The sequence below is a fragment of the Bacillus sp. sid0103 genome, assembly GCF_019219025.1.
The window spans coordinates 17,300-43,787 of record NZ_JAHUWN010000019.1; the positions used below are offsets into that span (position 1 = coordinate 17,300).

23 protein-coding genes are annotated in these 26,488 nt (G+C 38.6%); 18 read left to right on the forward strand and 5 right to left on the reverse strand.

Annotation, left to right across the window (positions count from 1 at the left end; genetic code table 11):
* The first annotated feature begins 265 nt into the window (after window positions 1-265).
* The 3 genes from KW850_RS20235 to KW850_RS20245 all read left to right on the forward strand — a co-directional run bounded on the left by KW850_RS20235 (window position 266) and on the right by KW850_RS20245 (window position 3,789).
* On the forward strand, window positions 266-565 hold the full coding sequence (locus KW850_RS20235; protein WP_218349570.1) for a hypothetical protein: 300 nt from the start codon (window positions 266-268) through the stop codon (window positions 563-565).
* A 457-nt stretch (window positions 566-1,022) separates the two neighbouring features.
* On the forward strand, window positions 1,023-1,709 hold the full coding sequence (locus tag KW850_RS20240; RefSeq protein ID WP_218349571.1) for a response regulator transcription factor: 687 nt from the start codon (window positions 1,023-1,025) through the stop codon (window positions 1,707-1,709).
* A complete protein-coding gene (locus KW850_RS20245; protein WP_256358352.1) occupies window positions 1,684-3,789 on the forward strand; it encodes a HAMP domain-containing sensor histidine kinase in 2,106 nt (701 codons plus the stop codon). Before KW850_RS20240 ends, KW850_RS20245 begins: the two co-directional genes overlap by 26 nt.
* A 201-nt stretch (window positions 3,790-3,990) precedes the next feature.
* Here KW850_RS20245 and KW850_RS20250 read toward each other — a convergent pair whose 3' ends face one another.
* Both KW850_RS20250 and KW850_RS20255 read right to left on the reverse strand, forming a co-directional pair.
* On the reverse strand, window positions 3,991-4,851 hold the full coding sequence (locus tag KW850_RS20250) for a hypothetical protein (RefSeq protein ID WP_218349572.1): 861 nt from the start codon (window positions 4,849-4,851) through the stop codon (window positions 3,991-3,993).
* A gap of 191 nt (window positions 4,852-5,042) precedes the next feature.
* Entirely contained in the window at window positions 5,043-5,417 is a 375-nt protein-coding gene (locus KW850_RS20255) for a hypothetical protein (protein WP_218349573.1), read from the reverse strand.
* 765 nt (window positions 5,418-6,182) lie between these two features.
* Between KW850_RS20255 and KW850_RS20260 the strand changes: the two genes are divergently transcribed.
* Window positions 6,183-6,632, forward strand: coding sequence for an AmiS/UreI family transporter (locus KW850_RS20260; protein ID WP_218349651.1), 450 nt, complete (start codon window positions 6,183-6,185; stop codon window positions 6,630-6,632).
* Window position 6,633: 1 nt separating this feature from the next.
* Entirely contained in the window at window positions 6,634-7,809 is a 1,176-nt protein-coding gene (locus KW850_RS20265; protein ID WP_218349574.1) for a NupC/NupG family nucleoside CNT transporter, read from the forward strand.
* Between the two features lie 252 nt (window positions 7,810-8,061).
* On the opposite strand, the gene KW850_RS20270 is transcribed toward KW850_RS20265, so the two are convergent.
* A complete protein-coding gene (locus tag KW850_RS20270) occupies window positions 8,062-8,199 on the reverse strand; it encodes a hypothetical protein (protein WP_218349575.1) in 138 nt (45 codons plus the stop codon).
* 369 nt (window positions 8,200-8,568) lie between these two features.
* On the opposite strand from KW850_RS20270, the gene KW850_RS20275 reads away from it, so the two are divergent.
* The 13 genes from KW850_RS20275 (at window position 8,569) to KW850_RS20335 (ending at window position 23,467) form a co-directional block, all read left to right on the forward strand.
* Window positions 8,569-9,477 (forward strand): ArsR/SmtB family transcription factor, encoded by a 909-nt coding sequence (locus tag KW850_RS20275; RefSeq protein WP_218349576.1) that lies wholly within the window; start codon window positions 8,569-8,571, stop codon window positions 9,475-9,477.
* A 334-nt stretch (window positions 9,478-9,811) separates the two neighbouring features.
* Window positions 9,812-10,513 carry a FadR/GntR family transcriptional regulator gene (locus KW850_RS20280; protein ID WP_218349577.1) on the forward strand — a complete coding sequence of 234 codons (702 nt, stop codon included), beginning with the start codon at window positions 9,812-9,814 and terminating at the stop codon, window positions 10,511-10,513.
* A 199-nt stretch (window positions 10,514-10,712) separates the two neighbouring features.
* Window positions 10,713-11,984: an extracellular solute-binding protein gene (locus KW850_RS20285; protein ID WP_218349578.1), complete on the forward strand. Its 1,272-nt coding sequence runs from the start codon at window positions 10,713-10,715 to the stop codon at window positions 11,982-11,984.
* A 131-nt stretch (window positions 11,985-12,115) separates the two neighbouring features.
* Entirely contained in the window at window positions 12,116-13,051 is a 936-nt protein-coding gene (locus tag KW850_RS20290) for a carbohydrate ABC transporter permease (RefSeq protein ID WP_218349579.1), read from the forward strand.
* Window positions 13,052-13,063: 12 nt separating this feature from the next.
* A complete protein-coding gene (locus KW850_RS20295) occupies window positions 13,064-13,900 on the forward strand; it encodes a carbohydrate ABC transporter permease (protein WP_218349580.1) in 837 nt (278 codons plus the stop codon).
* 55 nt (window positions 13,901-13,955) lie between these two features.
* On the forward strand, window positions 13,956-14,378 hold the full coding sequence (locus KW850_RS20300; protein ID WP_218349581.1) for a hypothetical protein: 423 nt from the start codon (window positions 13,956-13,958) through the stop codon (window positions 14,376-14,378).
* 32 nt (window positions 14,379-14,410) lie between these two features.
* Window positions 14,411-16,204, forward strand: a complete 1,794-nt coding sequence (locus KW850_RS20305; RefSeq protein WP_256358353.1) for a glycoside hydrolase family 2 protein — start codon at window positions 14,411-14,413, stop codon at window positions 16,202-16,204.
* A 110-nt stretch (window positions 16,205-16,314) separates the two neighbouring features.
* A complete protein-coding gene (locus KW850_RS20310; RefSeq protein ID WP_218349582.1) occupies window positions 16,315-18,120 on the forward strand; it encodes a glycoside hydrolase family 2 protein in 1,806 nt (601 codons plus the stop codon).
* Window positions 18,121-18,284: 164 nt separating this feature from the next.
* On the forward strand, window positions 18,285-19,289 hold the full coding sequence (locus KW850_RS20315) for a Gfo/Idh/MocA family protein (RefSeq protein ID WP_218349583.1): 1,005 nt from the start codon (window positions 18,285-18,287) through the stop codon (window positions 19,287-19,289).
* 22 nt (window positions 19,290-19,311) lie between these two features.
* The gene (locus tag KW850_RS20320) at window positions 19,312-20,424 is read left to right on the forward strand and encodes a Gfo/Idh/MocA family protein (protein ID WP_218349584.1); all 1,113 of its coding nucleotides are present in this window, start codon (window positions 19,312-19,314) and stop codon (window positions 20,422-20,424) included.
* Window positions 20,425-20,483: 59 nt separating this feature from the next.
* Complete coding sequence (locus KW850_RS20325) at window positions 20,484-21,425, forward strand: glycoside hydrolase family 43 protein (RefSeq protein ID WP_218349585.1); 942 nt, start codon at window positions 20,484-20,486, stop codon at window positions 21,423-21,425.
* Between the two features lie 66 nt (window positions 21,426-21,491).
* Window positions 21,492-22,412 (forward strand): aldo/keto reductase, encoded by a 921-nt coding sequence (locus KW850_RS20330; protein WP_218349586.1) that lies wholly within the window; start codon window positions 21,492-21,494, stop codon window positions 22,410-22,412.
* Between the two features lie 353 nt (window positions 22,413-22,765).
* The gene (locus KW850_RS20335; protein ID WP_218349587.1) at window positions 22,766-23,467 is read left to right on the forward strand and encodes a FadR/GntR family transcriptional regulator; all 702 of its coding nucleotides are present in this window, start codon (window positions 22,766-22,768) and stop codon (window positions 23,465-23,467) included.
* Window positions 23,468-24,035: 568 nt separating this feature from the next.
* Here KW850_RS20335 and KW850_RS20340 read toward each other — a convergent pair.
* Window positions 24,036-24,995, reverse strand: a complete 960-nt coding sequence (locus KW850_RS20340; protein WP_218349588.1) for a bile acid:sodium symporter family protein — start codon at window positions 24,993-24,995, stop codon at window positions 24,036-24,038.
* 375 nt (window positions 24,996-25,370) lie between these two features.
* On the reverse strand, window positions 25,371-26,309 hold the full coding sequence (locus KW850_RS20345) for a LysR family transcriptional regulator (protein ID WP_218349589.1): 939 nt from the start codon (window positions 26,307-26,309) through the stop codon (window positions 25,371-25,373).
* Between the last annotated feature and the right edge of the window lie 179 nt (window positions 26,310-26,488).

Here is a 26,488-nt window from a genome sequence, read left to right on the forward strand (position 1 = left end):
ATAGAGTATCCAACTTTATTTTTGTGATTTTGCTCCCTTCCCTCTTTCTTTTTCATAATCAAGAAGTGTTTATTAAGTGCTATAAAAATATTGATCAGTATTCATTCCTATTTTTAAATTAAAGGTACCGCCATAAAACCAACGCAAATACAATAAATGAAACATAATCGTTTATTTTTTCAATATTAAGGAAATAATTAGTCATATTTATATATTCTTTAATTGAAGCAATTTATTTGAGTTGGGATTAATAGGAGTGGTACCAATGAGGAAAATAAATAAATTAGCAGACTTATGTTGGGAGGGATTAACTTTAAAACACGTTTCTCACAAAGAGGTTGTTATTCCTTATGTACTATTTTTTATCATTACATTAATTTTTGAGCTGTTTTTATCTTTTTTGTTTATCTTATCTTTTTTTATATTCGGTACGTATGGATATAAACCTAATATTCAATACTATATGAGCGCTGTAATTTTGATTTTTATGTTAATCATTACTGTTCAATTACTAATTACAACAATGAAGGTAGATAAAAAAGAGAAAAAAATAAATTTCCCATGAATCCCATTTGATAAATGGGATTCATCACTCTTATAATTAACAGCCCGTTTTTTGTGCGTGTATGGGCGATAATAAATAGCTAAATTCAATTATAAGAACTCCAATAAGGCGACGATTCCTTACTCCACATGAACCGGTTAGCTCCATCTCGTTAAGCTGCAAGCAGCTGGAACGGATGGAGTTTTTCTTTTGGCAACTGCCTGCATTGAACCGGCGATTGCCAACATGTGCTGACCCCTTCAGAATCCATTCGCCCTAGGGGTACTCGGACGGAAAGAGTTCCTTAAAGGGCCAGATAATTGAACAAAACTTAAATATAAAGCCATTTTTTTTAGACATTAAGAAAACCTTAAGATTTACATCATGTGTTTGTTAAGATTTGCTTGATATGATTCTTTTTACAGTCATACTAAAGGGTGATAGAAATGGTAACCGCCAAAGTTGGGAGTGAATTTCCATGAACGTGTTGGTTTGTGATGATGATAAGGAGATCGTGGATGCGATCGGAATTTATTTAGAAAATGAAGGCTATCAAATATTTAAAGCGTTTAATGGTTTGGAAGCCATACATATCATCAAAGATCATGAGATTCATCTTATTATCAAGGATATTATGATGCCTATAATGGATGGGTTAAGAGCTACGATGAAGATTAGAGAAGAAAATAATATACCATTGATTATGCTTTCTGCTAAATCGGAGGATTCAGACAAAATTATCGGATTAAATTTAGGGGCAGATGACTATCTAGCAAAGCCGTTTAATCCCCTGGAGCTGATTGCAAGGGTCAAGTCCCAGTTGAGGAGATATACCACATTGGGAAGTCTTGAAACGAAAAGGAATGTCTTTCGGACGGGGGGACTGGTCATAGATGATGAAAGTAAAATCATCACAGTCGATGGGGAAGAGGTCCATCTTACACCGGTGCAATATAAGATTTTGAAATTGCTGACGGAGAGCGCCGGAAGAGTCTTTTCGATTGAGGATATCTATGAAAGGGTATGGAATGAAACAGCGTTTAGTCCTGAAAATACCGTATCCGTTCATATTAGAAAAATTAGAGAGAAAATCGAAATCAATCCGAAGGAACCAAAATATTTAAAGGTGGTGTGGGGAGTTGGATATAAAGTTGAAAAAATATAGCCACTTATTAACAACGAAAATCATTGTATTTATGATTGCGGTCGTTTGTTTTACGGGTATCATCAAAGCGATGATCCAGGTTGAAGTGGTCAATGATGGATATTTTAGCATGGTTATGGAAGAGGACTACTTTCTCAGTAAGGCATATGCTAGAGAAAATGAAAAGATCGTGAGCAATCTCACTACCCTTCTCCGAGAGTACAAGAGTGAGGACAATATTTTAAAGGGCGAGTCGATTCGTGAAGATAGGATGAAGGTTGAAGAGATGCAGTTATATTCAGATTTTCAGCAATATTCTAGGAGCTATCGGCCTGATTTAAGCGAAGCGGAGAACTATACCACCTTTAAAGCAGAGTATGCCGACAAGATTAAGCAGGTTAGGGAAAGGTTGATAAAGGATGATTTAAGGAATTATCATGCCTTGGTGCAAGAGCTTTCAGAGCAGAAAAATCCGTTGTATTATGCCAGTGATGGTGTAAATGTCTATACGAACACAACTAAGACAGAAAAAGGGCAGTTTAAAGAGTATCCTACTTATTTGGTGTTTGAAGATTATAAGCGAGAGGTTTATCCTAAAGTAATCGAAGAGAATGAGCTATTCCAATTTATTACAGATCCAATTGAGGAATTGAACCAGGACAAGACGGTGGTTTATATTGCGTTTACAGACGACTTTTTAAACAAAAAAATAAACGAATGGAATGAAGATAAAGCAGTTGTCACAAAGAACCTTTATATTTTAGCCGCATTTTTGCTAGGTTTCATCCTTTCATTTGGCTATCTCATCCTCGTGACAGGAAGAAGGTCATTTAAAGATGATCATGTACACCTTCATCCAGTGAATAAACTATACAATGATATCAATATCGTGCTATGTATTAGCCTGATTGCCATTTGGGTTACATGGATGGATAATGTGGCACACCAAAGCATTGATAAAATGGCCATTCCCATCACAATCCCGATTTCAGCAGCCGTGTTTGTTTTGATACTCTCACTTGTTAAACACGTTAAACATAAAACGTTCTTTAAGCATACCCTGATTTTGGCTATCATCCATAAGCTCATAACCATTGTAAGAAATGTCTATGAGTCAGGAAATGTCGGGGTCAAGACGGTATTAATCGTCATTGGTTACCCAGTATTGGTTGCGTTAACGTTTTTTATGTTCCCGGTTACCATAGGCCTGGCAGCCTGGTTTGCTTATAAAAAGGTTAAGAGTTTTCAAGCCATCCAGGATGGAGTGGAAAGAATTAAGGCTGGAAATCTTCATCATCGAATCGATGTGGCTAACCGTGGAGAGTTTAAAACACTTGCTAGCAACATAAACAGCATCACGGATGGATTGAAAAACGCTGTTGATAGTGAACTCAAAAGTGAGCGTTTAAAAACGGAGTTAATCACCAATATATCTCATGATATAAGAACACCGTTAACATCGATCATCACCTATGTGGATTTACTAAAAGGCGAGGAGGTTACGCCAAGGGCTTTCGAATATATCGATATCTTAGATCAAAAATCGAAAAGACTAAAACTATTAACGGATGATTTATTTGAAGCTGCCAAAGCGACGAGTGGAAATATTTCAGTTGAGTTTGAGAAAATTGATATTGTGTCTTTAATTACCCAGGGACTTGGAGAAGTGAATGATAAAATTGAAGCCTCCAATTTGCAATTCAAGCTGAATCATCCCCAGGATAAGATGTATATTAGAGCGGATGGAAAATTACTATGGAGATCCATTGAAAACTTATTATCGAATATCTTTAAATATGCGCTCAATGGTTCCAGAGTATATATCGATATCGAGGATGCGGGTAATGAAATTCTGTTTACCTTTAAGAACATTTCCGCTTATGAGTTAAATATTTCAGCAGACGAATTAATGGAACGTTTTAAGCGTGGCGATGAATCCAGATCCAGCCAAGGCAGCGGGCTTGGGTTATCGATTGCGAAAAGCCTCATCGAAGTTCAAAAGGGGAAATTTAACATCCACGTTGACGGAGATTTATTTAAGGCTGTTATTTCTTTCCCTAAGATGTCTGATACGCAATCGAAAGATGTGGAAGAAAGTTAAAAGCGGTATAGAAATGCACCAATCATTAATAAATGGTGCATCATCGGTCTGACCATTACAGTAAGGAAATGACCATTAAAGAGAGAAAATAGGAATAGATTAGACCGCTGCAGGGGTTGCTTGCAGCGGTTTTTTGCTACATTTCCATTATTCTTTAATACCCATGGGGACGGTTCTTGTGGCCAAACGCACCTGTTTTTCTTAGGATGGACTTTTAACGGCTAATATTTGATTAGATAATCTTTTATCTATGAGTCCAACAAGCAGGATAGTAAATAAGGCTAAACAAACATAGTACATCTGGTCCCACGGTACGAGACTGTAAAGGATTCCCATCTTTATTAAAACTTGATTCACTGTATAAATAAATAATCCTGTTAAAATATATCTTATCCACTTCGGTTTCCAATTGATTTTAACCATTAGACAATAAAAAAAGCTTGCGCATAAATAGTAAATTGCTGAGAAGGCAATGGAATCGCGACCTACATTTTCAAACCATCCAGGGCGATAATATCGATTCAAGAAAAAAAGCATCGGAAGAATATGGGCACTGGCAGAAATGGCGCCAGTGATTAAATAGAGAATCAAATTGTGCTTGAACCCTCTTGAGGGAAGTAAAATCCATTTATAAAAAATCTTGGCCAAAACATAATAAATAGGGAGACCCAATCCGGTATATTCTAACCTCCACCAGTTATGTGAATAGATGTGAAGCTTTAAAAATAACCATTCAATCCCTACAAAGAATCCTGAAAAGAAGACCATCCAAATCCAATTTAACTGGAAAGTTGCTATCAAGGTTGCTGTGACTGGTAAAGAAAATGCGTTTGAGAAAAACGCTCCCAATTCACTGTCATAAAAAGAATTATGTTTGATAATATTTGGGTTATAATCATAGGATCCTAAGAAATTAAATATGGTGGTCTCGATAATATAACCATATCCAACCATTGTTAAGTAAAGAAACAGGGTTTGCGTGTTTCTTTTTTTTAATAGTATAAAACAAAACAATATCGTGCTTGAAATAAGTAGAGCAAAAAACCAATAAGAATTATGCACAACGTTCACTCCGTTAATAGCCGAATACATAAAGTTTGTTTTAATAAATATCTTTTTATTATTAGAGATTCTCCAATTTTTATACCTCATTTTGATTCGTCTCGATGTATCGTACAAAAAATAGGCAAAAGCCTCCTGGAGGGGAGGCTTTTATTGTACTGTTGCAATTCTACAATGGGTAGATGAAAATTCTATCCTTTAACCACTAGCCACAGGTAAACTTTTGAATCTACGTTTGATGCATTATGAAGGATAACGACCATGACATTAGGGTCTCTAGGACCGGTTTGTACTGAATATATGTTTTCGATTGGATCAGTTAAGTATCCTGCACTAATAACTTTTTCATTTCTTTGTGCCTCTAATCGAAAGTCAACATATTCATGATTATTTATCCGGATTCCAGTGCTCCAAGTATAGCGTTTGAACCCTTGTCCTAGATCCTCTTCAGACGCATTTTGGAAGCTCAAATCAAAACGTCTATCTACTGGGCGCCTATTCATGGTTTCTGGCGATTGTTGCGGACGATAAGTATAATGCAGCCATCCATTAACGGGTATACTCATTTGCATCAGCTCCTTGTCTGATAAAAGTATGAGGCCTGACATATTTTTTTACAGCCAGGTTTGATACGAAAATTGTCCACTGTTATTTGGGTTAATTATTTTCATTAGCTGTCAATGGACCTAGAAGGATTAGGCTCACAAAGCGTAGAAGACGCCAAAAAAGGATTAACCAGAAAGGTTGAATCTTTTTTATAAATATATGAGACTCAATGTGCGATATAACCTACAAAAAACGAGACCTTAGTCAGATCTCGTTCGTTTCTATAAATAATCCGCTTATTGGTAGTTCATTTGACGAACGTATATTCAGGATTCCTAAGATGAACTCTCACTGGACTCCTTTATAAACCTATTACCTGATCATGCACTAACCCCCGCAAGTAGAGGCACAAGGCTGACCACTGACCATTTATCTCTTTTCACTGATTAAATAGATTGCCATTGCAGAGTGTCATCTTAGGTATGGGAAATTTACATTTTTTCACATTGTTTTGACAAAGTTTCATTTATTAATAATGAATGTGCGTATATTATTATTAAATATATAAAATTGGGCATTTTTGCGGAAATTGGTAAAAAATAAATTTACATTTTGTTCAAATGTTATTTAACATTTGTTCAGGATATGTGATATATTTATTTAGGTAATTTTAAAATAATGAAAGCGCTCACGTCGGATAAGGTCGTGTTAGAAAATTAGGGAAGAAAATACCGTGATTAAGGTGAAGGAGGGCGATGTTGTAAAAATACTTTTTACAACAATTAATTAGCTTAACTTATTTATTTGTTGGGTTCACCTTATTGAAGGGGCTTGAAGAAAGTGAACTCGGTTGGTTTAGCCTATGGGTTGCTATTATTGGGGTGGTATATACCTTAACAGCTATTATTCACTTTCATAATGTTGTCAATGCATTAACTGGGGCCTTGTGGGCATTCTTATGGTATCTATTCTTTTTATCCAATGCACTTAATAAGAAAATTGAACATGATACTGGAATGGTTGCATTTGTTCAGTCATGGGTAACGTTGACCATACCAGCGCTCCTTTATTTTTTAGGTGTCTGGAATACACAAATTGTTTATCAAATCTGGATCTGCGTAGTAATTCTAGCTATTGTCTATTTTGTTGTAAGTTTTTTCAAATCGAAAATTTCATATAAAAATGACAATAGCGGTCAAACAATTCAAGTAATCAATGCTTTGGAGGTAAAATAATATGTCAATCTTAATCGGAATCGTTGGTATACTAGTTCTAGTAGGTGTCGCTTGGTTGATGTCAAACGATAAGAAAAACATTAACTATCGTGCAGTTGGTATCATGGCAGCTGTTCAGTTGTTAATCGCTTGGTTTATGCTCAATACTTCAATCGGTCAAAAAGTTCTGCACAAAATCGTAAATGGCTTTAACAAAGTTCTTTCTTTCGGGAATGACGGTATCTCATTCGTATTCGGTGACCTTGCAGGAAAGAATTTATTCTTTGTAAATGTTCTAATGATGATTGTATTCGTAACAGCTCTGCTAGGTATCTTAACTTATTCAAGAATATTACCATTAGCGATTAAATACATTGGTGGTGCAGTAAGTAAAATAACAGGTTTACCAAAAGTGGAATCATTTGTTGCGGTGAATTCGATGGTATTTGGTGATACTTCTGCTATCCTTTCTGTTAAGTCATTTATTCCTAATCTTTCGGGTAACCGCTTGTTCGTTGTTGTTACTTCTTCTCTTGTTGCGGTAAGCTGTTCCATCTTAGGTGCTTACATGCAAATGATTCCAGCGGAGTTTGTATTGGTTGCGTTACCAATTAACGTATTCTCTGGACTTATCCTATCAACGATTGTATGTCCTGTTCGTAAAGAAGAAGATGAAAAAATCGATATTAAGGGAATGATTCCTGAGAAATCACTTTTCGAAGCAATCGGTAACTGGACATTGCTCGGCGGAAAGACGGCCTTAATCGTAGGCGCTATGCTTATCACTTATGTAGGATTGATCGCGGCAGTTAACTGGATTTTCACTTCAATCTTCGGTATCTCTTTCACTGGTGTACTTGGATATGTATTCGCGCCAATTGCTTGGATCATGGGTATTCCTGCAAATGAGATTGTTAAAGCTGGCTCAGTCATGGGTACTAAGGTAGCCGCAAACGAGTTCGTTGCTATGTTAGACTTCATGAAAATGATTCCTCATATGTCTCATAAGACGGTAGGTATCGTTTCAGCATTCTTAGTATCATTCGCTAATTTCTCTTCTATTGGAATTATTTTAGGAACTGTACAAGCTATCAATAATGAAAAGGCAAGTGAGTTAGCTAAGGTTGGTTTAAAGGTATTGTTGGTAGCAACAATGGGATCAGTCTTAACTGGAACGATTGTAGGTTTGTTCCTATAATAATTTAATAATGATGATTCAAATCCTCTTTTTCACTTTATTTACCTATTGGAAATAAAAGTGTTAAAGGGGATTTTTTAATCCCGTGCCTGTCACGAAAAAGAAAAGAAGTTACCGTCATACTCGGTAACTTCTTTTTATGTCCAATGGGAACGTACAGAATATTCTGATTTGTCCACAGGCAGTTTCTGACACAGCCTCAGTGCTTCCAGAAGTGGCATAATGTTTTATTGAACTCTTAAACTTGCTACTTTATTTAAAAAATAGATCAAAAGCGCATGAAATCAGCCAACCAAGTGCAAGAGCAGCGGATAGATATGTACCAAGATAAAATAAAATTTCCGCCATGATTCCTCCTTCTTCATTTTTATAGGGGTTAGTGGTTTTCAACTCCCTTCCTTCTAAGATATAGCCATTATAACAAGCGATTCTTTAAAATTTGTCGAACAATCGGATATTCACTTATTTGTAAATAGACTGTTATCTTCTCTTAATAAAAGAAACTACAAGACTTTCTCTTGGAAGCAGCTTTTCTCCCAATTGAACTAGATTTAATACGTTTTTCCAATCATTCATTATTATCCATTTGCAGATTTAGCGTGGTGGGGAGTTTAATCTCGATTCTATTGATAAATAGAATGAATTTATTTTTAGGCCCCATTCTGATTTTGGAAGTATTTAGAATTTTGACCTTGACTTTATAAAGACATAGGGTGATAATTTTATTACAAGTAATTTCGTAATAAAAGGAATGGTCATGTGAGAACACTAACTTTAACGTTTGAAGAAGCAATCGAGATTTGTAAGGCACTGGGACACGAGCAGCGGATGCAAATTATCCGGATCCTAACCAATGGTCCGCAAAATGTAAATGAGCTCTCCGAGAAATTGGGTGTTCCATTCTCGACAGCGGCTGTAAATATTAAGAAACTCGAGGATGCTCAGCTGATCTCTACCGAAATGGTCCCGGGGAGAGGGTCACAAAAGGTAAACTCGAATCGCTATGATAAAATTGTCATCAATCTAAAGGACGACGAACGCGATGAAGAAAAAATGTATTCGATTGAAATGCCAATTGGCGAGTTTGTCAGCTGTGAAGTCGAGCCTACCTGTGGTCTTCTAAGCGAGGACGGGATTATTAATATGATTGACGATCCGAGAGCTTTTTATGAACCGGAACGGAAGCGTGCCCAGCTATTATGGTTTCGAAGCGGATTTGTGGAGTATCACTTCCCCAACAGGATTCCATATGGAGCCGTCGTGGAAGAACTGAATTTATCCGCCGAATTGTGCTCCGAGGCCCCTTATTATAAGGATGATTGGCCTTCCGATATCACGTGCTGGATCAACGGTAAGGAGGTAGGAATGTGGATTTCTCCCGGTGATTTTGGCGGAAAAAGGGGATTTCTCACTCCGAAGTGGTGGGAAATTAATAATACTCAGTTTGGGCTGTTGAAAGCTTGGAAGATCAATAAAGAAGGAAGTTTCATAGATGGTGTGAAAATCTCTGACATTACTATAATGGATTTGGATCTAGAATCAAGACCGTTTGTGTCCGTTAAATATGGCGTTAAGCAGGATGCCGTTAACAAAGGCGGAATGAACCTGTTTGGCTCTAAGTTTGGCAACTATGAACAAGGAATTTTGTTAAATATTCGATACGATTAGTCAAAAATACTTCAGCTTCAGTGGCTGAGGTATTTTTTTGTTATAAAAATACTTGAAATAAAATGATAAAACATGTAATAATAATATTACCAAGTTTAGTCAGACGTTTGTGAAGGTTGGAGCTTCGGGATTTCTCCCTGTAATGACCGATGGGCAGGTATTTATGTGGCAGCGTAAATGATTCTTTTTACCTAAACAAACGTGTATTTTTTTATTACAAATTTTATCATTATGAATTGACTTTTTTGAATATTTTAAATAGAATCAACCTATCATACAGGCATACAGTAAAGCAGTGCTTTTAATAAATCATACTCCTGGAGGTGACCCTCTTTTGAAGACGATTAAAAAGGTTCCCCTGCATGAATTGATTGCGGATGAACTCAAGAAATTCATTACTAAACATCAATTGGAAAGAGGAGATAGACTCCCATCCGTTGCAGAGTTAACAACCATTTTAGGTGTTGGCCGATCGAGTATCCGCGAAGGTTTGCGTTTCCTTGAGGCGATCGATGTCATTGAGGTGCAAAACGGAAAAGGGATTTTTGTTAAAGATGGTGACTTATTAAGGATAGAAGCAAAAATTGATGTCGAGAAAGAGAAAAATTATTTATTACATATTAGTGAACTACGAAGAGCTCTGGAAGGAAAAGCTGTGGAATTAGCCTCACAAAGGGCGACAGAACAGGAAATCCTAGAAATGGAACGATTGCTTGATGAAGCAATTTCTTTAAAAGATTCCGGAATGGATTCAGCTAAAGTGGATTGGGCTTTCCATAAAGCCATTTATAAAGCTTCCCATAATCCTCTTTTAGAAAGTGTTGTTGAATCTGTAACAGATACTTTTAATAAACATTGGAACAAACCTTTCGGAATTGATCGTATTTTTGAGGATACTTTCCCCTTCCACCATACGATGCTGGCTGGACTTAAACAGCGTGACACTGTTTATGCATTACAAGAGTTTAATAAGATTATAGACATTGTGGAATCTACTGTTCGAAAAATAGAAGAAGGAAGGATTAAGGATGGATAGAACCATTTTAAAGCTCTACTGTAATACAAAGATCATTTAAATCCAATTTTTACCTATAGTTTTGAAAGCGGTTTCGTATTCGCCGTAATTCCAGAAACCAAACAATTAAAATAGTAATAGTTTTCTTTCTCTTCATTGCAGATAGAAGAGAGGGGGAATTTTTATCTATAAAAAAACAATTAAAAGTAGGGGGATTAAGATGAAGAAAAGAATCACGAAGATTTTTAGTATTGCATTAATCTTTACCATGGCCCTGGCATTAGCGGCCTGTAGTTCGAAAAGTTCATCTGGTTCAACAAGCAAAGATAGTAAAGAACTTGTATTCTGGAATGTATTTACAGGTCCGGACGGGAAAAACATGCAAAAGATCGTAGATGATTATAATAAAACAAACCCGGAATATAAGGTGAAAAATGTTTCCATTACAGCAGACGATATGTATGCGAAAATTCCGACCGTGGTGAATTCCGGTAAAAACATCCCTGATGTAACCATCGTCCATGCCGAAAGAATCAAGCAGTTTGTGGAAAAAGGGATGTTGACTCCTTATGACGATGTTTTAGGCAGCTATCCAGATATTAAAGAAGAGAACTACGTTAAAGCTGGTTGGGATATTGGGAATTTAGATGGAAAGAGATATTCGATTCCATTGGATGTACACAGCTTTGTTATGTACTACAACAAAAAATTAGTTGAGAAATATGCTCCTCATGCTTTAGAAGACAATATTGTAACGTTTGATGAAATTAAAGCAGCTGGAGATCTTGCTAAAAAAGATAGCGTCACGGCAATCGGATTAACTTGGATGAGACCGATCTTCTTATCACTATACAATCAAATGGGCGGCGACATCACAAGTGATGGAGAAAAACCTACTCTTGATACTCCAGAGGCTGCTAAAGCGTTAGAATTCTTGAAGTCACTTGTTACTGAAAAATATACAAACAAAGATGGTCAAGATCCAGCACAGCTCTTTAAATCTGGTAAAGCCATTTTCTACCCTGAAGGAATTTGGATGCAAAATAGCTTAAAAGATATCAAAACTTTAGAGTGGGGCATGACAAACTTCCCTCAAGTTTCAACTGAAAAAGTAGTGAACTGGACTTCTTCCCATCAATTCGTCATGTTCAAAAGCAAAGATAGAGATGATAAGAGAACACAAGGCGTCATCAAGTTTCTTGATTATGTAAGACAAAACTCCAATCCTTGGGCTGAGGCAGGTCAAAACCCTGCATCATTATTAAACGTAAATGACGCAAAAGTGCAATCACTGCCACAAACATTCTTGCTTAAAGATGAAAAGGAACGGGCAACTTTGAAAATCTTTGATTACAAATACAATGGCTTTGTTGCGGAGCAAATCGATAAGATTGCTGGTGACGCTGCATTTGGAAAAGTAAAGATTCCCGATGCGCTGAAAAAGGCTCAAAAAGCGGTTGAAGATAAAATCGCTCAAGATGAAAAGAAATAATCAGGAATAGCATTTTTCATCGATTTCTGAAAAAGAATCATCGTTTACGTGTAACCAATTGGAGAATTCCCATAAATAAACCAAATGGGAATTCTCTCTCTATTCGAAAAAAAGGAATAGGAGTAAAGCGTATGAATAATTTAGACGTTAGCAAAGAACCGAATATGTCCGCTTCGGTAAATCTTTCAACTGGAAGAAAAATGAATTTTAAGTTCACTCCACTTATGTACGTTGGACCTCATTTAATACTATTTTTGACCTTCTTCTTAATTCCTACGGTATTTGGTATCTATATTTCTTTTACGAATTGGGACCTTATAAGTTCCCCTGATTTTGTAGGACTAGATAATTATAAAGAAATTCTCTTTAATAAGGACTCTACTTTTTATACTGAGCTTCATACAGGATTAAGCAATACCTTCAAATTTGTTTTATACTCTGTCCCGGCCTGTATCATTGTCCCCTTGCTATTAGCAGCTGGTTTACATGCGAAGCCGAAAGGGATGAAGATTTTCCAAGCGTTGTTTTATGTGCCAACCTTGTTCTCGGTTTCAGCCGTCATGATTATTTTTAGCATGCTATTTAACGTTTCTTTCGGACCGCTTAATCATTACCTTAAAGTCGATACAAACTGGACATCGGTTCAGCCATATGCATGGATGACCTTAGTCGCTGTCACTGTGTGGTGGTGTATTGGTGCCAATATGATTATTTACCAGGCGGCATTAAATGGCATCCCTAAAGATTATTATGAAGCCGCTTCAATCGACGGTGCCGGAAGTATTCAGAAGTTCTTTAGAATTACACTCCCTAGTATCAAAGGCCAGCTTTTATATACGGTCGTCATTACAACGATTGCTCAATTTAACGTCTACGGTCAGCCGCTTATGTTAACAAAAGGCGGGCCGGATAGTTCAACCGCCGTTTTATTAATGTATATCAGGCAAGATGCCTTTGGTCAGGGTCAATCCATCGCAGGGATGGCATCGGCTATGGCTGTCATTTTAGGGTTATGCATTATGGTCGTTTCGCTTATCCAATTTTTCTTTTTGAGACAACGAGATTAGGAGGTGCTTTTGATGAAGAAAATTTCAGCTCCAAAAATAGTTTCTTTCCTTTTTCTGCTAATTATGGCTCTAATTTGGATCATCCCATTGGTTTATTCCTTTCTAACATCCTTTAAACAAGAGGCCGAAATCCAAACAAACGGCTTTACCATCCTGCCAATCCAGTGGGTATTGGTGAATTATCAAGAGGTGCTCTTTAATAATACAAGTGCACCTGTAGCAAAATGGTTCATGAATTCATTAATTATCGCCGTATCCCAAACATTATTAGTTCTGATTGTCGTCTCACTGGCTGCTTATGGCTATTCAAGAATGCAGTTCAAGGGAAGAAACGCCTTATTTGTTTTCTTGATGGCGACCATGATGTTTCCTAGTGTTGTCAATCTCATTCCTCTTTATAAAATCATAGACTCCCTTGGGTGGGTGAACAGTTATTTAGCTGCGATCGTTCCAGGAGCGGCAGGTGTGTTTAATATCTTTTTGGTTAAACAATTTATGGCGGGGATTCCTAAGGAATTTGACGAATCGGCAAGAGTCGATGGCGCTTCGGAATTTCAAATTTTCGTTAGAATTATTCTTCCTCTCATAAAGCCAGTATTAACAGTCGTCGCATTATTTACTTTTACTGGAGCCTGGAATGATTTTTTATGGCCATCAATCGTCTTTAATGATATTGAAAAAATGCCGATTACTCCTGGATTACAATTACTCCAAGGGATGTACCAGGCGGATATCGGGCATGCGCTCGCTGCGGCCTTAATCGCGATGATTCCAACCTTTATTTTGTATTTATTTACCCAAAAATACTTTTTGGAATCTCTTTCTTTATCTTCAGGAGTAAAGGGATAGGAAGCTTTTCTCTTATCAAAAGAAATACGTTTCCACGGTTATGGAGGGCCCATTTGTGAATCGAAAACTAGAAAGAAAACTCATCTTCATTGGTGCGATATGGGAAATGATAACAGGCTTTATTACGATTTTCTTCTATGCTTCATCTTTAAAAAAGCAAGGACTAGGCATGAAGGAAACATCGTTCGCTAAGGTGGAAGCCATACAGTCGCTATTTGGCAGTTTATATATGTTTACCGTTACCTTTGGAATGCTCTTCCTGGCAATAGGCTTGATTAACTTTTTTATCGCAAAAAATTTAAAGGATCATACGATAACGGTTAAAGTGCCCATTTGGCTGATCTGTATCGGACTGGCTTCTTACTTCCTGATGGATATTCTAAGTTCATTAATGTTTCTGTCCGCAGGAATTTTAGCCCTGGCGAAAAATAAATCGATCGCGAAATTGGAAAACGATCATTCGGAAATTCTTGGGTAACAATCAGCTTATAAAAACAATGAGAAAAGGGGATGCAAGAGGAAATGACTGTAACCATTAAAAATGTACGAAGTGAATATCCAAGACCACAGTTTATTAGAAAGGATTGGATCAACCTCAATGGCGAGTGGGAGTTCCAATTTGATGATGCAAATGTTGGGGAAAAGGAAAAATGGTATCAAAACACACCCCTTTCTAAGACAATAGACACAACTTTTTCTAAGACGATTCAAGTTCCGTTTACCTATGAAACGGATGCCAGCGGGATTGGCGAAAAGGAATTTCACCCTATCATTTGGTATAGGAAAACCATCACCAACATCCATCGCGAAAATAAACGAACCATTTTACATTTTCAAGCATCGGATTTTACGACAAAGGTATGGGTAGATGGAGTGTTTGCCGGTAAACATGATGGAGGGTACTCTGCTTTCTCGTTGGATATTACCGACAAACTCCAGCATTCAGGTGAACATACGATTGTCGTGAAGGTCGAGGACAGCCAAAGCTGTCATCAGCCAAGAGGAAAGCAGCGCTGGACGGATGAAAATTTCGGCTGTTGGTATGTACAAACAACGGGCATTTGGCAAACGGTATGGATCGAGTTTATTCCCGAAGTTTCCTTGAAACGGGTAAAAATGACGCCAGATATTGATACGAATTCCATTGATATGGAGTTTACGGTCAATGTTCCGGCATCCGAGGAAGTAATGGTCGAAACGATCATCTCGTTTGATAAACAGGTCGTTAGAAAGGCCAATATCTTTATGGATCGAGAGCAAGTGAAGTTGAATTTGAACCTGCTTCATGAATTCCATGACTGGAAACTGCAATTATGGTCACCTGAGCATCCAAATTTATATGATGTTACCTTCAAACTTTATCAAAACGGTGTATTACTCGATGAAGTAGATTCCTATTTTGGGATGAGAAAAATCTCTACATATAATGGGAATATATTATTAAATAATGTGCCGCTGTATCAAAAGTTAATTTTAGATCAAGGTTACTGGACGGAATCTCATTTAACTCCGCCTTCTGATGCAGCGCTTGTGAAAGACATCGAACTAATCAAAGAGATGGGCTATAACGGGGTCCGTAAGCATCAAAAAATAGAAGATCCGCGCTTTTATTATTGGTGTGATAAAAAGGGATTGCTCGTATGGGCGGAAATGCCTTCCACTTATGAGTATTCCGACACGGCCGTGGAACATTTTTCGAAAGAGTGGCTCGCTATCGTGAACCAATTCTACAATCATCCTTCGATTGTGACTTGGGTGCCGTTTAATGAATCCTGGGGAATCCGGAATGTCTTCAAAGATAAATCGCAGCAACGCTTTACGGAAGGAATTTATTATTTGACAAAAGCGGTGGATCCGATGCGCCTGGTCATTGTCAATGATGGATGGGAGCACACGGTATCAGACATTATTACCTTACATGATTATGAATCTAGCGGTGAGAGATTTTCTGCCAGATATCAAGATAAAGACCAAATTACCAACAATGTGATTGCTCATAATAACGATAAGTTTTGTATGGCTGAAGGCTATGAATATAAGGGACAGCCGATTCTTATCAGTGAATTTGGCGGAGTGGCTTTTGTGTCAGAAGATGGCTGGGGCTATGGCGACCAGGTAAGCTCAGAACTAGAGTTCTTTGCTCGTGTAGGAAAAATCACGCGGGCTGTACAAGATACTCCGTATGTTTGCGGTTATTGTTATACACAATTAACCGATGTCCAGCAGGAAGTGAATGGTTTCCTTACTGAGTCAAGGGAACCGAAGGTAAGCCTTGAAAAAATAAGAGAATTAAATAGAAGATAACAGTGTTTTTCCTTCTATTTAAATAGAAGGATAAGTAGAAGACCAATTTTACCGTTCGGCAGCATGATGACGGACGGTAATTCTTTTGAACACATGAGGAGAGGAATTACATGAATTTCAGACCAGAATATCCAAGACCGCAATTTGTAAGAAAAGAATGGCTAAATTTAAACGGCGAATGGGACTTCACGTTTGACGATCAAAATGTTGGATTAAAGGAAAAGTGGTTTCAAAAGGATCATCCGTTTGATCAAAAAATAAATGTTCCGTTTGCTTATCAATCGGAGCTAAGCGGAATACAGGATTCTTCCTTCCATGATCATGTATGGTACCGCCGTGAATTTACTGTACCCCATGACTGGAATGATCAGAGAGTCCTTCTTCATTTTGGGGCGGTTGACTACCGAGCATGGATTTATGTAAATGGACAGTATGCTGGATTCCATGAAGGCGGACACGTATCCTTTTCACTCGATATTACCGATCAATTAACTTGGGGAACCGAAACGGTTGTCGTAAGAGTGGAAGATCCATCAACAGATGAAACGATTCCTAGAGGAAAGCAAATCTGGGAGGAAAAATCTAAAGCTATTTGGTACACACGGACAACAGGAATTTGGCAAACGGTATGGCTGGAGCCTGTTAGTGCGACACGTATTTCTAAGCTAAGGTTAACACCTGATATCGATCGTGGAGATATTATGGTGGAGTTTGATGTTTTAGGGGATTTTCTTGACAAGAGGGTGGACATTGAAATTCATTTTAAGGGTGAGAAAATCGCTCATGATTCCATTGAGGTATTTGAATGCTATAATAAGCGCTCTATTAATCTATATAATAAAAAGATTTTCAGAACCGCTTTCCATAATACGGGCTGGAATTGGTCACCAGAGAACCCCAATTTATTCGATATCAAGATTACGTTAAAAGATGAGGCGAATCAGGTGACATTCGATGAAGTGGACTCTTACTTCGGTATGAGAAAGATTCATCGAGAAAATGGCATGGTTTATTTAAATAACAAACCTTATTATCAAAAATTAGTTCTTGATCAAGGGTATTGGCCAGAAGGGCTATTGACGGCACCTTCTGATGAGGATTTGAAAAAGGATATTGAACTGGCTTTAGAAATGGGCTTCAACGGCTGCAGAAAGCATCAAAAGGTAGAGGATCCGCGTTTTCTTTATTGGGCCGATCAATTAGGTTTCTTCGTTTGGGGAGAATGCGCAGCATCGCCATCCTATAGCGAGGATGCGGTGGCAAGATTGACAAAAGAATGGATTGAAATCATTGAACGGGATTACAATCATCCCTCACTGGTGGCGTGGGTTCCAGTGAACGAAAGTTGGGGAGTGCCGTTTATAAAAGGGAACAAACAGCAGCAGCATCATTCCTTAGCGATGTTTCATCTGATCCATTCCCTTGATTCGACTCGTTTGGTCATCTCCAATGACGGTTGGGAGCTGACAGAAACGGATATTTGTGCCATTCACAATTATAGTCATGGGTCAGACGAAGAAAAGGCAAAATATGAAGCCTTTAAAGAAACGTTAGCGACTAAAGAAACGCTTCTCACCTCCAAACCATCCGGCCATGGAGTCTATGCCGATGGATTTCATCATAAAGGAGAGCCAATCTTATTAACAGAGTTTGGCGGGATCGGATTCAAAGTCGGTGAAGAGAACGGATGGGGTTATACATCTGTGAAAAATGTAGAAGAGTTCATTGCGGATTATCGCCGGGTAATGGAAGCGGTCTACGCTTCGAACGTTTTGCATGGTTTCTGTTATACGCAGTTAACGGATGTAGAACAAGAGATAAATGGTTTACTAACTTATACTAGAGAACCAAAGTGTGAGTTAGCAAAAATAAAAGAAATTAATGATATGTGGCATTCCACTACTGTAAAGGCTTAAATTCCATTTTAAGAGAAGTACTACCTGGAAACTTCATCTATGACCATCATTAAAATCCTTTCTTAAAAGATTGTTTTGAAACTATTTATATATAGTGTTCGAAATTCTTTTGAGGAAGGATGTTTTTGTTTTAATCACTTTTGGGATGAAGAGGAGAAATGACGATGATAAATGTTGCTTTATTAAGTAAATGGCATGTCCATGCAGAGGACTATGCACGTCAAGCTGAAAATAGTAAAGAGCTATCTATTAAACTAGTTTGGGACGAAAATAGGGAGCGTGGACAAAAATGGGCGGAGGAGTTGGGTGTCCCATTTGAACGTGATTTAGAAGCAGTTTTATCCAATCCTGACATTGATGCGGTGATTGTTTCTACTCCTACGAATCTACATACAGAAGTCATTTTAGCAGCGGCTAAACACAAAAAGCATATTTTTACGGAAAAGGTCCTAGCGTTCAGTAGTAAAGAGGTAAGTGAAATTTTTGCTGCCGTGGAAGAAGCGAATGTCCAATTAATGGTCTCTTTACCTCGATTGACAGAGTCGTATTACTTATATGCGCAGGAGGTCGTCGACAAAGGGCTGCTTGGCAAACTGACCACGGTTCGCTGCCGTCTGGCTCATAATGGAGCGGTTTCAACGGATGAGCATCCGAAGGGCTGGCTTCCTGGGCACTTTTTCAATCGTGAACAATGTGGTGGAGGAGCCTTAATCGACCTGGGGGCACATCCTATCTATCTTACAAACCGTCTAGCTGGGGATGTGGAAGCTGTCACGGCGAGATTACAAAACACTCAAAGTGATGAGGTGGATGATAACGCTGTAGTCATTGTGGAGTACAAGTCCGGGGCGTTAGGAATTATTGAAACGGGATTTCTATCAGCAGGAAGTCCGTTTCAGCTGGAGCTTTATGGTACAGAAGGTGCCTTGTTAATAGAGGATGATCAAATTCGTGTCAAAAGTGTTCACCAGGATAAGAAGAGCTGGATGGAACCCAAAGAATTACCGGCATCTCTTCCGATGCCGATGGAACAATGGATTCGTGCGATCGAAGATGGAGCGGTACCTGCCATCACAAACCAAGATGTCTTTCAGTTAACTTTGATCAATCAGGCAGCAGCTCTTTCTACTAAAGAAGGAAGAAGAATTGAGCTGACTGAGATTAAATAATTCATTATTAGGAGGGAAAATGATGAGCAAAACAGTAAAAGTAGCGATTATTGGCTGTGGGGGAATTGCTAAGGGCAAACATTTGCCAAGCTTAGCGAAATTAAAAAATGTTGAATTGGTGGCTTTTTGTGATGTACTTGTTGAACAAGCTGAAAAAGCGGCTGCGGAGTACGGCGCTGAAAATGCCAAAGTTTACGGCGATTATCAAGAGTTACTTCAGGATGAGTCGATCGAAGTGGTGCACGTGCTTACTCCGAATGATTCTCATGCTGAAATTTCGGTTGCCGCCCTGGATTCCGGTAAACATGTCATGTGTGAAAAACCGATGGCGAAGACGTCAGCAGAAGCACGGCAAATGGTGGAGGCTGCTAAACGATCAGGAAAGAAATTAACGATTGGATATAATAATCGTTTCCGTCCGGACAGCCAATATTTACATCAGGTTTGTGAACATGGTGAACTTGGTGAGATTTATTTTGCGAAGGCACATGCGATTCGCCGCCGCGCTGTTCCTACCTGGGGAGTTTTTCTTAATGAAGAAAAGCAAGGCGGCGGTCCATTAATTGATATTGGAACACATGCTCTTGATTTAACCTTATGGATGATGAACAACTATAAGCCGAAATCCGTTATGGGTACGACGTATCACAAATTAAGTCAGAAGAAAAATGCCGCGAATGCCTGGGGACCATGGGATCCTGAAAAGTTCACAGTCGAAGATTCTGCCTTTGGTTTTATTACGATGGAAAATGGCGCCACAATTGTTTTAGAAACCAGCTGGGCTCTTAATTCGCTCGAAGTCGATGAAGCGAAATGCTCCCTAAGTGGAACGGAAGGCGGAGCAGATATGAAGGATGGCTTGCGCATCCACGGAGAGAAATATGGGAAATTATACACGACGAATGTAGATTTGAATACTGGCGGTGTAGCTTTCTATGATGGAAAACAAGAAAGTGATGCGGATCTCGAGGCTCGTTTATGGATTGAGAACATTATCAACGATACCGAACCGCTCGTAAAACCTGAAGAAGCACTCGTTGTAACGGAAATCTTAGAGGCCATCTATGAATCTGCCAAAACAGGGAAAGCTGTTTATTTTGAGGAGAAAAGCTTGGTTCAAGGATTGAAAAAGTAGTGGGAAGCACTGTTCGTAAACCAATCAGTTCTGAAAAATATGCATATTAGGAGATAACCATGATTACTGGATTTCGCAAAGTTAAAAAAGTGAAAACAGACATGATTCATATTAGGGATCCATTTGTGTTCACCTCACAGAAAGAGGGAAAATACTACCTCTTTGGCACCACTTTTGCCGATGGATGTGGGGACGAGGATCCAATCTTTGAGGTTTATGTCAGTGAGAACCTGGAGGATTGGGAAGGACCTTATACCGCTTTTCAACCACCGGGAGGGTTTTGGGGTGTGCGGCATTACTGGGCACCAGAGGTATTTGAAATCGACGGTCGTTTTTACATGTTTGCTTCCTTTAAAGGTGGAATAGGAGTACATCGTGGAACAGGGATTTTGGTTTCAGACCATCCGGCAGGGCCCTATCTTCCACACAGTGATGGCCCTGTTACACCAAATGAGTGGGAATGCCTTGACGGAACCTATTATGAAGACGAGAAAGGCGCGCGCTGGATTGTGTTTTGTCATGAATGGACGCAAATTTACGAAGGGAAAATCATGGCGCAACGTTTGTCTTCTGACTTGAAACAACCTCTAGGTGAGCCAATTGAAATTCTTAATGCGGCGGCGATGCCTTGGATTCGCCACTTTGGAGACGCTAGAATTGAGAAAATCGGTTATTTGACGGATGCCCCTTTTCTCTATAAAGCAAGAAATGGTGAGCTCGTGATGTTATGGTCCAGTTACTCGTTGCCAAACTATGGAGATAGCGGGCTCGGTGGATATACAGTGGCTATCTCCAGATCGACGTCTGGTGAGGTTACAGGTCCATGGACACATGATGAACAATTGCTGCTCGATCGTAATGCCGGACATTCCAGTCTCTTTCGCAATCTTCAAGGCGAACTGTATCTATCCACCCATTTCCCAGATACTCCTCATGGAAGCGAAAGACCTTTGTTTATCAATGTCAAAGAAGTGGAGAATGGAATCATCCTTGCGGAGTAGGATGAAACTGCAATCATTTAAGATAAATTGATTTTTAAAATTTATAATGGTAGAGAGGTAGATAAATTGAACTATCGAACACTTGGAAAAACAGGGATAGAGGTATCTGAAATTGGTTTTGGTGCATGGGCAATTGGCGGGGATGCCTGGGGCCCAGTTGATGACCAGCAGTCGATTAAGGCGATGAATCACGCTTTTGAATTGGGAGTCAATTTTTTTGATACAGCTGATGTTTATGGGGAAGGGCGCAGTGAAAGGTTAGTTCATGAGCTTTTAAAAGAAAGAAGAGATCGAATTGTTCTTTCAACGAAAGGCGGGCTCATGGGGCATACTCGGAAACTGGAGCCGATTTATGACCAGCCGGAGAAAGTGATTAAGGCTTTTGAAGATAGCTTGATGCGACTTGGGACGGATTATATTGATGTTTATTTCTGTCATATCTGGTGGCATGTTGAAAAGGAAACGGAGGCTTTCCTTGAAGCGTTTGACCGCTTGAAGCGAGATGGCAAGGTGAGGGCTGTCGGGGTTTCAACCGACAACTTTGAGTACTTGAAAACATTCAACCGGAATCAATCCATTGATGTCCTGCAAGTGGATTATAGTCTATCAAATCGCAATGCCGAAAAAGAGATCCTTCCATACTGTGAGGAAGAGAAAATTGGAGTTGTCGTACGCGGTCCCCTGCAAAAAGGGCTTTTAACGGGAAAATTCAAGAAGGGAATCACCTTTACTGGCAACGATGTTCGGCAGCATTGGAATCAAACATGGTTTGAAGAACAGCTGGAGAAAGTGGAAAAACTGAAAGAATTCGTGAACGAGGATCGAACTCTTGGACAATTGGCGTTACAATTTGTCCTCGCTCATCCTGCCGTTTCTACTGCCATTCCTGGTGCCAAAACAACGCTGCAGGTTGAAGAAAATGCAGGTGCTTCTGTTAGCCCTTTATTAGAAGAGGAGGAACTTTTGACTATAAGGGCACTTTTTTAGACATAAAGGAGCGTTGAATAGTTGGAAAAAAGCGTAAAGGACCTTGATTGAAGTTCTTTACGCTTTTTTTAGCATCATCTTAAAAACTTAAACATATCTCGACAATCTTTTTTCAACTTGAGTAGATTCTTTCCCTTGTTTGCAAGATTTTGAGCGTTTTTAATCAATCGATTGATTAATTTAAGGGAAATAAGAATTTGGTTGAAGGTTGACCAATCATGCATGAAGGATGGAATTGTTGCTTATTTTCCACAGATTGACTTTTTAGAATGTTATAACTAAACTTGACCTATCTGATAGGCTGAAAGTCATAGGAATAGTAAAAAATAGATTGTTTAAAGGGTGGCTGTCTCATGAAAAGCATTAAAAAAGTTCCCATGCATGAAATGATTGCAGAGGAAATCAAGAGATTCATAAACAAGCATCACTTAAAAAGGGGAGATAAACTCCCTTCTGTTGGAGAATTGACCACTATTCTTGGGGTGAGCCGAACGAGTATTCGCGAGGGCTTACGATTCCTTGAGGGGATCGAAATAATCGAAGTGCTAAATGGGAAAGGGATATTTGTTAAAGATGCAGGCTCCTTAAAAATAGAAGCGAAGATTAATATTGAACAGGAAACCAACTCTTTATTACATATTATTGAACTGCGAAGAGCCTTGGAGGGAAAAGCAGTAGAACTGGCCACTTTAAGGGCAACCGACGAAGAGATTCAAGAAATGGAAAAACTGATTACGGAAGTCATCGCACTTAAAGACGCTAGAATGGACTCTTCATCCGTGGATTGGGCATTCCACCAAGCCATTTATAAAGCCTCCCATAACCCTCTCTTGGAAAGCGTCGCTGATTCGGTTTCAGTAGCTTTCAATAAGCTTTGGAAGAAGCCTTTCGGAATCGACCATATATTTGAGGACACCCTACCGTATCATGTGACGATGCTCGAAGGGATTAAACAGGGAGACCCTGTTCATGCTTTACGCGAGTTTAATAAGATTGTAGACGCCGTAGAACGGACCGTTCAAATGATAAAAGAAAAAGGGACCGAGAATGATTAATGAGTTGTATTCAGATGAGCATGTTTTGTAGAGCATGAACCCGCAACAAGTACTACAACACTTTGTACCTGCACAATACAGTTTAGAAGCCTTTCGAGGTTCTTTTTTCAAATTGAAAGCTTAGAGGGGCCTCGACATTTCCTGCGGCAATTTAAGGGGGAAAATCTAGGAGTTGAGCGTGTTAAAGGTATTTTTAATCAAACGATTAGTTAAATGACAAAAAATTCACCTTCCAATCATAGAAAATCCTTATGTAAAAGGCTTTTCTGTACATTTAATCAAACGATTGTTTAGTTTTGAGATAGGGCATTTTGTAGAGATTTGTCAGTGTAATAGGATGATATTTCCTAACCTTATTAAATTGGTATTTATTCGGAGGGCCAAAAAGGTTTTCCATCGTTTCCAAAGCAGCACAATAGCACTAAACAATGTATTGGACTTCATGTCACGCAAACCCAATTTTAACAATCATTCCTGTTGAAGAATATTTTTCGCTTTCACTGAGAAAAATTTATCAACAACCAAGCGAAAACCACCCTGTGTAAAAGGGTGGTTTAAGTGTTTTCTTCTAGACTGCGATGTCATGCTTGTCGCTTTGATGTTTGTCCTTCATACGGCTAAAAATATTAGCAAGAACCGAACCAGACAGATTATGCCAGACACTGAAAATAGCGCTCGGTACTGCCGCTAATGGCGAGAAATGTGCGGAGGCTATGGCCACTCCCAATCCGGAATTCTGCATTCCAACTTCCATAGCTACAGCCTTTTGTTTTGCAAGATCCATTCCGCATAAACGGGCAAAGAAAAAGCCAATCAAGAATCCAAGCAGATTATGTAGGATTACCACTCCAAAAATAAGTAAACCAGTTTCCGCAATTTTGGCTGCGCTGCCGGCTACGACCGCAGATACAATTAACACAATCGCAATAACGGATACAAGCGGCAATGCTTTTGCTCCGGCTTGTGCTTGTTTTCCAAAGAATTTTTTAATGAGAAAGCCAACTGCTAATGGAACAATGACAACTTGTACAATCGAAAGGAATAAGGATGAAACACTGACATCAACCCATTTGCTTGCGAACAGAAGAATGAGCAATGGTGTGACAATTGGAGCAAGAATCGTAGAAACAGAGGCAATGGCAACAGCCAGTGCGACATTTCCTCTTGCTAGAAACACCATAACATTGGAAGCTGTGCCGCTCGGGCAGCATCCTACTAAAATGACACCTACAGCAACTTCCTTCGGTAAATCGAGTCCAACTGCCAGTAGAAAGGCAAGCAACGGCATAATGACAAAGTGGCCAACGACTCCAAGCGCTACGTCTTTCGGTCTTCTAAACACTTCTCTAAAATCTGATAACTCAAGTGTTAATCCCATTCCGAACATAACAATCCCTAATAGAGGAACAATATAGCCTCCCAACCATACAAAATGCTCAGGAAAAGAATAAGCAATTACCGCAAAGATTAAAACCCATAACGTAAATGTTTTCCCTGCAAAACTGCTGATTTTCTCGATGACCTTCAAAATAAACCCTCCTATTAAACTTTTTAAATATTTTAAAATATTAATCATTTTAATATATTAGAGTAAAATTTCCAAAAATCAATATATTTCGTGCTACTAAATTAAAAGTTTAAAGCTGTAAAGTGTGAAAGCTTTTAGCAACGGATGTCCTCCATCGTCTAATACAATCCCTCAAGAACATTTAATATTAAAGGCAAATTATATGGATTATGAGAAAAACAACGGACTTGCGACTCACTGAAAAGGGGATTTGTTAAGGAGTGGTATGGGGCGCAATATTTGGCTTGCAAAGTTTTATATTTTCGGAAACGTTAATGGGGAACAGTGCTTATCACTGTTCCCCATTATACTTGATGGCACGCCCACAGTTGTACTTTAACTTGCATTCTCAACTGCAAAAGAAGTGAATAACATTTTTTCAATGGATTGTATTGGTGTAATAAGTGGAGAGCTTTTATTATATTCTAAATGGATGTCGATGCTTGGAAATATATTTCCAAGCGGAACTACTGTTATGGGCAATGAGGAAATGTTTCCTAATTGATATAAACCGGTTTTTGGTAAGACAATGTACCCTTTATTGGAGGCGATCAATGTAAGCATGACACTTACATGATCTACCATTAGCCATTTATTAATATTTAATCTGCTTCTGATAGTGTTTATCAATTTAGTATTGTTTGCTAATACAGGATTATCAAATGATAAATAGGGTTTATCCAACAGCATAATATTTTTGGGATCTTTTCCGATCATGCTCCAATCGTTATTCGAGCATAACAGCACCATTTCGTCTTTGATTAACAGCTGACTAAAATGCCGAGAAATCGTCTCGTTTTGGTAGTAAATGGCCATATCAAGCTCTTCATATTCCATCAACTCTTTTAGTGTGTTTGTCGGACGAGTAACGATACTGAATTCCAGGTGAGGAAAATGCTTGGTGAGTTCACTAATAATAGCATTTGTAAAAACGGGTGCAAGCCAAATGTTGATGCCGATTCGGAGGCTATCATGATCATTGTTTTCATCTTTAACTGTCATGTCGGATACGAGGTCATCAAAGTCTGATATCACGGTTGAAGCATTGTTTAGTTCATGCAGGAAATGAACTGCATAGGGTAAAAAGTATTGACCCTGTTTCGATAGTTTTACGCCTTCCCAGCTTCTTTCAAGGAGTTGAAAGCCAAGGTCCTCTTCTAATCTGCGAATCCTTGTACTTAGTGTTGGCTGAGTCATGTGAAGGAATGCAGCAGCTTTGGAAATGCTTTTTTTATGTGCTACTGTTAGAAAGGATTCCAGACCCTGTAAGTCCAAACCATACACACCCCTTTTGGTAGAATATTCTCTATTTTCTTTATTCTACAGCAGTTATTTCCCTCACTCAATATGTAAGATAATAAAACTGCCTTCTATCAATCTTTTTTAATATCGATTTACATCCTAACCTCAAGAGGGTATAAAAATTTTCTATTACTTTTCACTATCAATATAAT